Annotated in this window: 10 protein-coding genes; 9 read left to right on the top strand and 1 reads right to left on the bottom strand. The window is 65.5% G+C overall.

Translation table 11 applies throughout. The features are described 5' to 3' along the window. Positions 1-215: 215 nt before the first annotated feature. The 9 genes from cobA (at position 216) to NCS03_RS16365 (ending at position 11,444) form a co-directional block, all read left to right on the top strand. The gene (gene cobA, locus NCS03_RS16405; RefSeq protein ID WP_250440530.1) at positions 216-983 is read left to right on the top strand and encodes a uroporphyrinogen-III C-methyltransferase; all 768 of its coding nucleotides are present in this window, start codon (positions 216-218) and stop codon (positions 981-983) included. A gap of 72 nt (positions 984-1,055) precedes the next feature. Further along, positions 1,056-1,628 carry an ANTAR domain-containing response regulator gene (locus NCS03_RS16400; RefSeq protein WP_034471835.1) on the top strand — a complete coding sequence of 191 codons (573 nt, stop codon included), beginning with the start codon at positions 1,056-1,058 and terminating at the stop codon, positions 1,626-1,628. 15 nt (positions 1,629-1,643) lie between these two features. Continuing rightward, the gene (locus NCS03_RS16395; RefSeq protein ID WP_250440528.1) at positions 1,644-2,765 is read left to right on the top strand and encodes a CmpA/NrtA family ABC transporter substrate-binding protein; all 1,122 of its coding nucleotides are present in this window, start codon (positions 1,644-1,646) and stop codon (positions 2,763-2,765) included. 45 nt (positions 2,766-2,810) lie between these two features. After that, entirely contained in the window at positions 2,811-3,296 is a 486-nt protein-coding gene (locus NCS03_RS16390; RefSeq protein ID WP_250529399.1) for an adenosine-specific kinase, read from the top strand. A 279-nt stretch (positions 3,297-3,575) separates the two neighbouring features. Then, positions 3,576-4,172 (top strand): DUF2760 domain-containing protein, encoded by a 597-nt coding sequence (locus tag NCS03_RS16385; RefSeq protein WP_250435658.1) that lies wholly within the window; start codon positions 3,576-3,578, stop codon positions 4,170-4,172. Continuing rightward, positions 4,169-6,061, top strand: a complete 1,893-nt coding sequence (locus tag NCS03_RS16380) for an Hsp70 family protein (RefSeq protein WP_250521607.1) — start codon at positions 4,169-4,171, stop codon at positions 6,059-6,061. Before NCS03_RS16385 ends, NCS03_RS16380 begins: the two co-directional genes overlap by 4 nt. Next, on the top strand, positions 6,062-8,857 hold the full coding sequence (locus tag NCS03_RS16375; protein ID WP_250529398.1) for an Hsp70 family protein: 2,796 nt from the start codon (positions 6,062-6,064) through the stop codon (positions 8,855-8,857). 163 nt (positions 8,858-9,020) lie between these two features. Further along, on the top strand, positions 9,021-9,179 hold the full coding sequence (locus tag NCS03_RS16370; RefSeq protein WP_160172890.1) for a hypothetical protein: 159 nt from the start codon (positions 9,021-9,023) through the stop codon (positions 9,177-9,179). A gap of 249 nt (positions 9,180-9,428) precedes the next feature. Beyond that, entirely contained in the window at positions 9,429-11,444 is a 2,016-nt protein-coding gene (locus NCS03_RS16365) for an ATP-binding response regulator (RefSeq protein WP_250529397.1), read from the top strand. Positions 11,445-12,097: 653 nt separating this feature from the next. Here NCS03_RS16365 and NCS03_RS16360 read toward each other — a convergent pair. Continuing rightward, positions 12,098-12,772, bottom strand: a complete 675-nt coding sequence (locus tag NCS03_RS16360) for an alpha/beta hydrolase (RefSeq protein WP_008353612.1) — start codon at positions 12,770-12,772, stop codon at positions 12,098-12,100. Positions 12,773-12,780: the final 8 nt, after the last annotated feature.

Genomic DNA, 12,780 nt, shown 5'->3' with positions numbered 1-12,780 from the left:
ACAACGACAGTGCGGATAACGTGCTCGAAGCCTTATTCGACCAATGGCCCGCTTATTGCATTGTCGAAAGCGCTGCGAGCAACGGCGTTCGCGGCGCCCCGATACATGAAAGCAAGGACAAAGGCGTCCCCATCGTGCAACGATACGAGCGGACGCTATCTGCGTTTGCCGCGCCGATGCCTCACATACGAAGCACGCAGACTCAGGAAGCAACGATGAGCACCATCAAAGGCAAAGTCACTCTGTTGAGCGCGGGCCCCGGCGATCTGGACTTGCTGACCTTGCGCGCCGCGAAGGCGCTCGCCGCCGCCGACGTCCTTCTCGTCGACGATCTCGCCAACGCCGACATCGTCACGCTTGCGCCGAACGCGCGCGTGATTCGCGTCGGCAAGCGCGGCGGATGCAAGTCCACGCCGCAAGCCTTCATTCAGCGCCTCATGCAGCGATACGCGAAGAAAGGACTGCATGTGGTGCGCGTGAAAGGCGGCGACGCGTTGCTCTTCGGACGCGCGGGCGAAGAGATCGCCGCATTGCGCGGGGCGGATATTCCGGTCGATATCGTCAATGGCGTGTCATCGGGATTCGCGGCGGCGGCTGGACTCGGCATCTCGCTCACGCATCGCGATCATTGTCAGGGCGTGACGTTCGTCACCGCGCACATGCAGGATCACAGTCAGCCGGATTGGGCCGCGCTCGCCGCAACGGGCACCACGCTCGCGATCTATATGGGCATGAGCCGCATCGCGAGTCTGACGGCATCGTTGCTCGATGCGTTGCCCGCGAGCACCCCTGCGGCCGTCGTGCAGCACGCGGGATCGTCGCAGGAAAAGCGGCTCGTGACGACACTCGATCGTCTTGCCGATGATGCCAACGCTGCCGGCCTCGGCAGTCCGGCGGTGATTCTGATCGGCGGTGCAATCGGCGAAGCGGCGGAATTCGCGGCGCATATGCAGAGCGCCAAAGGCTTCGCTCATGCCGCGTAAAGCGGGTTCTCAAAGCGCGGACGGCGCGTTAAAGTCTCAAGCGTCCCTCGCATGACCGCTTCCGCTTCCCGCATGCTTCGCGTTCTTCTCGTCACCGACACCGACAAGCCCATAGGCGATTTGCGCGAGCAACTCGCGCGCATGGGCTATGACATGCTCGCCGAAGCGGCCGCGCCTTCGGCGCTGCACAAGGCCGTCGAGAGCCAGAAGCCCGATGTCGTCATCATCGATACCGAGTCGCCCTCGCGCGACACGCTCGAACAGCTCGCGGTGATGAACAAGGCCGCGCCGCGTCCCGTGCTGATGTTCAGCAACGACGCGGATCAGCAGTTCATTCGCGCGGCAGTGGGCGCGGGCGTCACCGCGTATTCCGTCGAAGGACTCGCGCCCGAGCGTCTCGCGCCGATCATCGAAGTCGCGCTCGCGCGTTTCGCGCATGAAGCGCAGTTGCGTCAGCGGCTCGCGAAGGTCGAGGACGAACTGGAGCAGCGCAAGGTCATCGACCGCGCGAAACGTCTTCTGATGGACAGGCGCGGCATGTCCGAAAACGAAGCCTATGCGGCGCTTCGCAAGCGCGCGATGGATCAGGGCGTGAAGGTCGCCGAGATCGCGCGCCAATTGCTTTCGATGGCCGATCTGCTCTAGCTTTATCGACATCTCATGAACATCACTTCCTCCCAACCCGAACGCACGCATCTGCGGCTCGGCTTCGTCGCCCTTTCCGATGCCGCGCCGCTCGCCGTCGCCGCGTTGCGCGATCTCGGCGCGCGTCATGGCATCTCGATCGAGCTGTGCCGTCAGCCGTCGTGGGCGGCCGTGCGCGACAAGCTGCTGTCCGGCGAGATCGACGCGGCGCACGCGCTCTATGGCCTCGTGTACGGCGTGCAACTGGGTATCGGCGGGCCGCAGGCGGACATGGCCGTGCTGATGGTCCTCAATCGCAACGGTCAGGCGATCACGCTGTCGCGTCCGTTGGCCGATGCGATCCGGAACGGCGCCAGCGTGAAGGAAGCGTTGCATTCGCTCGGGCGGCCGCCGGTCATCGCGCAGACTTTTCCGACCGGCACGCACGCGATGTGGCTGTATTACTGGCTCGCGGCGCACGGCGTGCATCCGTTGCGCGATGTGCAGAGCATCGTGATTCCGCCGCCGCGCATGGCCGATGCGCTCGTCGAGGGCGCGCTCGACGGCTTCTGCGCGGGCGAGCCGTGGCACGCCGTCGCCGAGGCGCGCGACGCGGGCAGGACGGTCGCGTACACGAGCGAGATCTGGCCGGATCATCCGGAGAAGGTGCTCGCGTGCCGGCGCGATTTCGCGGCGCTCTATCCCGCGACGGCGCGCGCGCTCGTTCGCACGATGCTCGATGCGTGCGCCTGGCTCGATACGCGGGCGCATCGCGAGGAGATCGCCGAGGCGCTGTCGTCGTCCGCGCTGCTCGGCGTGCCGCGCGCGCTGATCGAGCCGCGCCTCGCCGCATCCGATGGCGGCGATGCGCGCGCGCTGCCCGTGCGTTTCTTCGATGAAGGCGCGGTGAACTATCCGCGCGTATCGGACGGCGTCTGGTTCATTACGCAATACCGGCGCTGGGGCATGCTCGGCGCCGATATCGACGATGCGGCCATCGCGGCGAGCGTGAATCAGACCGCGCTTTATCGCGAGGCGGCGCAGGCGGCGGGCATTGCGATTCCCGGCGAACGGCGCGCGGCGACGTTCTGCGATGGCCGCGTCTGGGACGGCGGCGATGCGGCGGCGTATCTCGCGGGGTTCGAAATACGCGCGTAGAAAAGCGCCTACCATGGAATTTCCAGCGCGCACCGGAGATCCGCCATGGAACTGCTCGCCATCGCCATCGACAAGCCCGAGGAAACCAACTTCATCCTCGGTCAGTCGCATTTCATCAAGACGGTCGAGGATCTGCACGAGGCGCTCGTCGGCGCGGTGCCCGGCATCCGCTTCGGACTCGCGTTCTGCGAGGCGTCCGGCAAGCGGCTCGTACGCACGTCGGGCACGGACGAGCATGGCGTCGAGCTGGCCGCGCGCAACGCGCAGAACATCGGCGCGGGACACAGCTTCATCATCGTGCTCGGCGACGGCTTCTTTCCCGTCAACGTGCTCAATACCGTGAAGGCGGTGCCGGAGGTGTGCCGTATCTTCTGCGCGACCGCCAATCCGACGCAGGTGCTTGTCGCGCAGACGGATCAGGGACGCGGGATCGTCGGCGTGGTGGACGGGTTCCCGCCGCTTGGCGTCGAAAGCGAAGACGACGTGAAGTGGCGCCACGACCTGCTGCGCAAGATCGGCTACAAGGCCTGAAGCGCGCCGCGAAGCCTGCCGCGCCTTGACTTGACGGCGCAAATCGCGAGAATGAGGCCCGCCGCCGCGCGCCCATCCGGAGCGATTTTCCCGGCCGGGGCGCGACATCATGGAAAATATCGGGATACGGTATAAAGGCCGTTGGCGTTTTTCGTGCCTTTTCTGAAAAGCCGCACGGGCAGACATTCCCGGCATCACCCCGCCGATACGGCACCGAACACCGGCCACCCGCGCCGCCCGAGGATAGGGTCGTCCTCGCGCGGCCTACAGGAGCATCACATGACCGACATGAATCCAGGCTTTTTCGGCAGGATAGGCATTGCCTTCGGCGCCTTCTTCGGCATTCTCGGCAATGCATCGTTCGCGGGCCGCGTGCAGCGCCTGCGCGAAGCGCCCGAAGCGCCTGAAGCCCCCGCAGCCGCGCCCGATTTCAAAGCCGAAGCGCCGAAGCCTGCCGCCGCGCCGGTTCAACCCGCGCCGTCCGCGCTGAAGGAGGCGAGCCCGGTCGCCGCGTTGCAACTGCTCGGCCTTTTGCAGCGCGACGCGCGTTTCATCGATTTCGTGGAAGAAGACATCGTCAATTACAGCGACGCCGATATCGGCGCGGCCGCCCGCCTCGTGCACGACGGCTGCCGTAACGTGCTGCGCGAGCATTTCACGGTCAAGCCCGTGCGCACCGAAGCGGAAGGCACGCGCATCACGCTGCAGGAGGGTTTCGATGCCGCCGCCATCCGGCTGACGGGCAACGTCGTCGGCAAGCCGCCCTTTTCGGGCAGCATCAGCCATCGTGGATGGAAGGTCGAGGACACGCGCCTGCCGAAGCTCGCGCCGTCCCATGATGCGAGCATCGTCGCGCCCGCGGAGGTGGAACTGTGAGCGACATTCAAGCGAACGATAACCCGGCGCGCTACTCGATCGGCGTCGATCTCGGCACGACGCATTGCGCGCTCTCCTACGTCGACATGAGCGCGAGCGACGGCGAAAAGACCGCGCAAGGCGTGCTGCCCATCTCGCAACTGACCGCGCCCGGCGCCGCCGAAGAACGCGATCTTTTGCCCTCGTTTCTCTATCTGCCGCACGAGAACGAGCTCGCGCCCGGCGATCTCACGCTGCCGTGGACGCAGGAGCGCAGGTTCATCGTCGGCGAACTCGCGCGCAGCCGGGGCGCGGGCACGCCGATCCGCCTCGTTTCCAGCGCGAAAAGCTGGCTGTGCCATCCGGGCGTCGATCGCCGCGCGTCAATCCTGCCGTCCGATGCGCCCGAGGAAGTCGAGCGCGTGTCGCCGCTGGAAAGCTCGGTGCGCTATCTGACGCATTTGCGCGAAGCGTGGAACCACGCGCATCCCGATGCGCCTTTCGATCAGCAGGACGTCACCGTGACGATTCCCGCGTCCTTCGATCCCGCCGCGCGCGAACTCACCGCCGAAGCCGCCGCCGCAGCCGGCTACACGCGCATGACGCTGCTCGAAGAGCCGCAGGCCGCGCTCTATAGCTGGATTCAAAAATCGTCGGGCGGCTGGCGCAAGCAGGTCAAAGTGGGCGATGTGATTCTCGTCGTCGATGTCGGCGGCGGCACGACCGACTTGTCGCTGATCGCGGTCGTCGAGCGCGAAGGCAATCTGGAACTGCATCGCGTGGCCGTTGGCGAGCACATCCTGCTCGGCGGCGACAACATGGACCTCGCGCTCGCGCATACCGTCGCGCGCAAGCTCGCGCAATCGGGCACGCAGCCCGATCCGTGGCAGTTGCGCGCCCTCACCTACGCGTGCCGCTCGGCGAAGGAAACGCTGCTTTCCGATCCGTCCGTCGATGCGGTGCCGCTCGTCGTCCCGAGCCGCGGCTCGAAGCTGATCGGCGGGTCGCTGCGCACCGAACTCACGCGCGCCGAACTCACGCAGATCCTGCTCGAAGGCTTTTTCCCGCAAGTCGATGCCGCGGCTCGCCCCGTTTCGCGCGCGCGCGTCGGTCTCACGCAACTCGGTCTGCCGTACGCGCAGGACGCCGCCGTCACGCGCCATCTCGCCGCGTTCCTCGGCCGTCAGGTCAACGCGCTCACGGAAGTCGAAGGCCTGCAGCATCAGGCGCCGCAGGGCGCGACGCTGCTGCATCCGACCGTCGTGCTGTTCAACGGCGGCGTGTTCAAGTCGCCGCTGCTCGTCGAGCGCGTGATGACGACGCTGAATTCATGGCTCGCCTCCGAAAACGCGCCCGCCGCGCGTCTGCTCGAAGGCGCGGACCTCGATCTCGCGGTGGCGCGCGGCGCGGCCTATTACGGCTACGTGCGGCGCGGCAAGGGCGTGCGCATCCGTGGCGGCACGGCGCGCGCGTACTACGTCGCGGTCGAATCGGCGATGCCGGCCGTTCCCGGACTGGAGCCGCCCGTGCAGGCGCTGTGCGTCGCGCCGTTCGGCATGGAGGAAGGCACGGACGCCGAATTGCCCGCGCAGGAATTCGGGCTCGTCGTCGGCGAGCCGGTGCATTTCCGCTTCTTCGGCTCCTCGGTGCGTCGTCAGGATCAGGTCGGCACGCTGCTCGATTACTGGCAACCGGACGAATTGCAGGAACTCGAAGAGATCGAAGCGTCGCTGCCGCCCGAAGGCCGCACGCCGGGCGAGGTCGTGCCCGTCAAGCTGCACGCACGCGTGACCGAAGCGGGCACGCTCGAACTCGAAGCGATTCCGCGCGGCTCGTCCGAGCGCTGGAAGGTCGAGTTCGACGTGCGCGGCGGCGCGAACGCGGGCGCGGATCAGGGCATGGGCCTGTAAGTGTCCGGGCGCAAGAAAAAGGTGTCCGGCGCGCGGTACAGCGTCGGCATCGATCTCGGGACGAGCAATACGGTCGTCGCGTACGCGGAAATCGGCTCGAACGATATCCGCGTGTTCGACATCGACCAGCTCGTCGGCGCGGGGGAAGTCGCGGCGCTGCCGCTTCTGCCGTCGCTGCGCTATCACTTCGCGCCAGGCGAACTCAAGTCCGAGGATCTGCAATTGCCGTGGGGCGAGATGGAAGCGCCCGCCGTCATCGGCAGATTCGCCCGGATGCTCGGCGCGCAGGTGCCGGGACGGCTCGTGTCGAGCGCGAAAAGCTGGCTGTCGCACGCGGCGGTCGATCGCCTCGCGGCCATCTTGCCGTGGGGCGCGGGCGACGACGTCGAAAAAATCTCGCCGGTCATGGCGAGCGCGAGCTATCTCGCGCACGTCCACGCGGCGTGGAACGAGCGCTTTCCGGATGCACCGCTCGACACGCAGGACGTCGTGCTGACCGTGCCCGCCTCGTTCGATGAAGGCGCCCGCGCGCTGACGCTCGAAGCCGCGCGCATGGCGGGACTCGAAAAACTGCGGCTGCTGGAAGAGCCGCAGGCCGCGCTTTACGACTGGCTGTTTCATCATCGCGCGACGCTCGCGGATGATCTGAAGGCGACGCGGCTCGTGATGATCGTCGACGTCGGCGGCGGCACGACCGACCTCACGCTCATCCAGGTCGCGATGGAGAACGGCGAGCCGGTGTTGACGCGCATCGGCGTGGGCAACCATCTGATGCTCGGCGGCGACAACATGGATCTCGCGCTCGCGCATCTCGTCGAGAAGCGTCTCGCGGGCAGCGATGCGCGTCTTTCCGCCGGACGCCTGTCGCAACTCGTCGAGCGCTGCCGCGCGGCGAAAGAGCAATTGCTAGGCGACAACGCGCCCGCATCCACGTCGATCACGCTGCTCGGCGCGGGCTCGAAGCTGATCGGCGGCGCGCGTTCGGCCGATGTCACGCGCGACGAGATCGAGCGGATCATCGTCGAAGGATTCTTTCCGATGGTCGCCCCGAGCGATCGCCCCGGCCGTTCGCGCGGCGGCATCGTCGAATTCGGGCTGCCGTATGCGAGCGACGCGGCCATCACGCGGCATATCGCGGCGTTTCTCGGCCAGCATGCCGGCGAGGCGAAGAAGGCGCTCGGCCTCGTCGATGCGCCCGCCGAAACGCTCGCCATTCCGGACACCTTGCTGTTGAACGGCGGCGTGTTTCGCGCCGCTCCGCTCGCGCGCCGCATCGCCGATACGCTTTCCGGCTGGCGCGGCGAAGCCGTCAACGTGCTCGCGAACGGCAATCCCGATGTCGCGGTCGCGCGCGGCGCGGTCGCCTACGCGCTCGCGCGCGCGGGCAATGCGCCGAAGATCGGCGGTGGCTCGGCGCGCAGCTTCTTCCTGCTGCTCGAAGACGATGCCAACGCGATGCGTGGCGTCTGCGTCCTGCCGCGCGGCACCGAAGAAGGCCAGGCGATCCATCTCGCCGATCGCACCTTCGCGCTCACGCTCGGCGCGCCGGTGCGCTTTCACCTGGCGTCGTCGGTGTCGGAGACGGCTTACGAAGCGGGCGCGCTCGCAGACCTCGCGGCCGCATCGGGCGATTTCATCCGTCTGCCGCCGATCGCGACCGTCGTCGATCCGCATGCCGCCGGCAAGGGCCGAGCGCGCGAAACGGCGGTTCAGCTGACGACCTCGCTCACCGAAGTCGGCACGCTGGAGATGCACTGCATCGCCGTCGACGATCCCGCGCAACGCTGGCTGCTCGAATTCCAGTTGCGCCGCGAGGCGTCGCAGACCGACGAGACCGTGAGCGAATCGCATCCGGCGCTGCCGAAAGCCATCGAACTGATAGACCGCACGTTCGGCGCGAAGTCGCACGATGTCGGGCCGAAGGAAGTCAAACGCCTGCGCGCGCAGCTCGAACAGACGCTCGGCCCGCGCGACACCTGGGACATCGCACTCTTGCGCGAGGTCTTCGGCGCGCTGTTCGAGCGCGCGAAAAAGCGCCGCCGCACCGCCGATCACGAGCGTCTGTGGCTCAATCTCGCGGGCTACTGCATGCGTCCGGGCTTCGGGCATCCGCTCGACGAATGGCGTGTCGAGCAACTCTGGACGCTTTTCGATCAGGGCATTCAGTACAGCAACGAAAGCCAGATCTGGTCCGAATGGTGGACGCTCTGGCGCCGCGCGGCCGGTGGCCTGCCCGAAGCGGCGCAACTCAAGCTGCTCGACGACATGGCCTTCGTGCTGCAACCGCCCGGCACGAGCCGCTATCGCAAGGCGGCGGGCGCTGCGCGCGCGGGCTACGAGGACATGGTGCGGCTCGCGGCGTCGCTGGAACGCGTGCCGGTCGAGCGCAAGATCGAGGTCGGCGAATGGCTGCTCACGCGCCTGAAAAAGCCTTCGGAGAGCGTGCAAAGCTGGTGGGCGCTGGGCCGCATCGGCGCCCGCGCGCCCTTTTACGGCAGCGCGCACGGTGTCGTGCCGCCCGAGGTCGCCGTCGTCTGGCTCGATGCGATCCTCGCGCTCGACTGGAAGAAGGTCGATCCCGCCGCGTTCGCCGCCGTGCAGATCGCGCGCATGACCGGCGACCGCTCGCGCGATCTGCCCGACGATGCGCGCGCGGCTGTCGTGCAGCGTCTCGAAACGATGGGCGCGGCGCAGGCGTGGATCGCGATGGTCCGCGAGACCGTCGAGCTCGATCGCGCCGAGGTCGGACGCGTGTTCGGCGAAACGCTGCCGGCGGGGCTGAAGCTCATCCACTGATCGCGCTCGTCGCGCTCGTTGCGGGCATCGGGCGAAATGCTTCGCTCTCAGAAGTTTTTTGGCCGATGCGCCGCGCGAGAAGCCCGCCGAGTCTTGAATACCGGCTGACCGCATCCTATGGTTATCAATGTGTCGATATGGACACATACTGAAGGAGGTCAACATGCCATCCCCACGCAAGGCTCAAGCGAGCCAACCCGCAGAAACGGAAATGTCGAGCCGCAAGAAAACGGCCGGCAGCAAGGCATCGCCCGCGAAGGCCGCAGGCGCGAAGGAAACGCAGGTCACGAAGCGCACCACCAAGGCCAAACCGAAAAGCTGAACGGTTCTCCTCGAGACCGCCCTCGTCATCGTGCGGGGGGCATTCGTTGTGGCTGTCCTTCGAATCGGCGGGCAAACGATCAAACGCCCGCCGATCGGCTCCCTTCCTCCTTCCTTCCGTCTCGCCGCGTGCCCTCGCAACTCGCCAAAAAAGCGCAATAATTGCCGGAGATAATGGCCGATTGCTAAAAAAGGCGTATTTGTCTGACCGCGTTGGCATAAAGTAGATATCCCGATTCCCTGAGCGAGCATGAAGATGGCCGTACCGCAACGCGCCGCCGGCGTGCGCAATCCAGGCATTCTTCTCTCGGCGGCCCGCGAGGCCGGCGCGAGCCTGGTGCGCAATCTCTCGATTCCGGCGCCGTTTTCCGATCCCGTCCTCGAAGCGCAGTTTCTCGAAGACCACAGCCAGCGCTTCTGCGCATTCCGGCGCGCGTCGACGCTGCTCGCGCTTGCCATCTGGACGTGCTTCCTCTGGTGGGACTTCAGCTTCGCGCGGGGCAACCGCGCGCTCGATTCGCGCCTGCCCGACATCCTCGCGCTGCGCTTCGCGGGCATCGCGCTGCTGTTTTTTGTCGGCGTGCTGGTGCTGCGGCCGTCGTTCCGCTCGCACGCCACCGCGCAACGCATCATTCTGACGGGCATTTACGGGCTCTTGTGCCTGATCCTCGCAATGGTCGCGATCACGCCCGCGCCCTATAACTACACGCAGCATTTCATCGGGCTGTGCCTTGCGCTGTTCTTCCAGTTCAGTTTCTTTTATCTGCGCTCTCGCGTCGCGCTGACAGCGGGCATCATCACGCTGGCGTCGATCGTGGTGTTGCAGGTGACGATTCATCTGCTCAACCCCGAGGATTTCTTCGCGGGGCTCTTCTATATGTTCAACGTCGTGGTCGTGGGGCACGGCGTCTGCACGCACGCCGAGCGCGTCTCGCGCGAGCGCTATAGTTCGGAGCGCGCGCTGGCTTCCCTCAACGACGAATTGCGCACCGCGAATGTTTCGCTCGGCCGCAAGAATCGCGAGCTCGAAGTCTCCAAGAAGGATCAGGAGAACAAGACCAACGCGCTGCTCGCGCTGCGCGAACAGCAGATGATCGCCGCGCAGACCGCGAGCCGCGAGAAATCCAACTTTCTCGCCGCGGCGACGCACGATCTGCGTCAGCCGATGCACGCGCTCAATCTGTTCCTGCAGGCGGCGGCCGAGGCCATCCGCAATGGCGAATTCGATCAGGCCGAACGGCTCATCAACGAGTGCGGGCGTTCGTCCGTGATCCTCGCGCGGCTGCTGAACGCGGTGCTCGATCTCTCGCGGCTGGAATCGGGGCGCGTCGTGCCGCGCTATCACGTATTCGACGTGCGACAGATCGTCGAGGAAGCCGCCGAGCAGTTGCGTCCGTTCGCGATGAGCCGCGGCGTCGAATTGCGCCTGCGGCTGCCGAAGGACGATGTCGTCTGCGTGCGCAGCGACGCGCACTGGCTCGGGCGCGCCGTGGCCAATCTGGTGTCCAACGGGATCAAGTATGCAGATCAGAGCAAGACTTCGAAGCCGACCGTGATCGTCGGCGTGGTGCGTTCGCCGACGCGCGCGCGTATCGACGTGCTGGATAACGGCATCGGCATTCCGGCCGATTATTTCGATGCGATTTTTCAGCCGTTCTTTCAGGTCGACAATCCCGAGCAGGATCGCGACAAGGGGCTGGGGCTCGGGCTGTCGATCGTCAATGCGGTGATGTCGATGCTCGATCAGCATCGCATCGAACTGAAGTCCACCGAAGGGCGCGGCTCGCGCTTTTCGCTCGAAATGCCGCTGTGCGGACCGTCGCCCGACACGCCGTCGGCGCGTGCGCCGGCGCGTTCCGAGGCGGCGGAAATGGCGCAGCTCAAGGGGCGTTATGTGTTGCTCGTCGAGGACGATGGGCTCGTGCGGGCGTCGACCGAAGCGCTGCTGTCGCAATGGGGCGTGCTTTATGACTCGGCGGCGAGCTTCGAGGAGTTCGAGACGATTCTCGGCGATATCGAGCGGTTTCCGGATCTCATCATTACCGACTTTCGACTTCGTGATGCCAAGACCGCGCGGGAAGTGGCGATGCTCGGTGCGACGCGGCTTGGGCGGCCTTGTCCTTGTCTCGTCGTTACCGGTGAACCGGCCGCGTGTATCGTGCCGCTCGCGTGTGAGCAGGACGTGCTTTCCAAGCCCGTTAGTCCTGTGGAATTGCGGCGTGGGATGCTTGCCTTGATTGCTGGTTTTTGTGACTCGGGTGCGTGAGTCTTTTTTTCGCCGGATCCCGGTTTCGCGTCGGTCTATTAGCACTGCCCCTGTGCGGGGCGGCACTCACTTTCTTTGCTGCTGCAAAGAAAGTAAGCAAAGAAAGCAGCTTCCGATACGCCCGCGGTCACACGCAATTTGGGTAGTCCTCTCGTCCATCGTGGGCTGCCTAAAGAGTGCCCCCAAACACCCCATCGGGCTTGGCTCGCGCACGGTCTGTCACATCGCACCACACAACAAACTGGTTCAGCACCAAATAGCTCCGGCCCGCTTCGCGGCCGACCGGTCAAGCGGGGATGCATGTGCTCCGCTACTAACGTCTCCATCTCACTGCAATCGCCGCCCTTTGGTTTCCCTTGCATACCCGGCGGCAGCGCGTAGCGCTGTGCCGAAGCTCTTTCGTGCTGAACCAGTGTCCTCAACGTCTTCGGACGGCGGACCGTGCGCGATCCAAGTCCCGTTATTGTGATGAGGGCACTCTTTAGGCGAGTGCCATCGAGGACGAGAGGACTACCCAAATTGCGTGTGACCGCGGGCCTGAAAGCTGCTTTCTTTGCTTACTTTCTTTGCAGCAGCAAAGAAAGTAAGTGCCGCCCCGCACAGGGGCAACGCTAATAGACCGACACGAAAACGGGATCCGGCGAAAAAAAACCTCACCCTCGCAACCGCCCCCCCAACCAAGCCCGCAACGCCTCAACCTCCTCCATACAAACCGAATGCGCCATAGGATAGGCATGCCATTCGACCTCACACCCTTGCCCGCGAGCGAATTCGCACGCCTGCTCACCGAGAGCCACATTGAGCACATCATCGAAGCTCCCATGCGCGGCAAAGATGGGAACCGATCGGTTCGCTTCGGAAAGCGATTCATCGATCAGCCCTTCGGAAGGAATGTAGCCCGACAGCACGATCAACCCAGCGAGCTTCTCGGGATGAGTGAGCCCCGCCTGATAGGTCATCGCACCGCCCTGCGAAAATCCCGCGATAAAAATGCGCTCACTGGGAATTCCCCGCGCGTTCTGCGCCTCGATAAGCGCCCGCACGCGCCCGACCGAAGCGACGATGCCCGCCTCGTCCACGCGCCGGTTGATGCCCTCGAACGACAGAATGTCGTACCACGCGCGCATCACATAGCCGTTATTCGCCGTCACGGCGATCTCCGGCGCGTTCGGAAACACGAAGCGGATCGCGGGCGCATCGGCGAGACGCAATTCGGGCACGAGCGGCACGAAGTCGTTGGCATCGGCGCCGAGGCCGTGCATCAGGATCACGGCGAATTCGGGATTCGGCGCGGTTTCGATCTCGATGGTCGAAGCTTGATCGGTCATTGCCCTTC

The organism is Caballeronia sp. ATUFL_F1_KS4A (assembly GCF_023630905.1).
GTDB lineage: Bacteria > Pseudomonadota > Gammaproteobacteria > Burkholderiales > Burkholderiaceae > Caballeronia > Caballeronia zhejiangensis.
The sequence above is the reverse complement of the archived record's forward strand: the minus strand, read 5'-3'. Positions and strand labels throughout refer to the sequence as shown.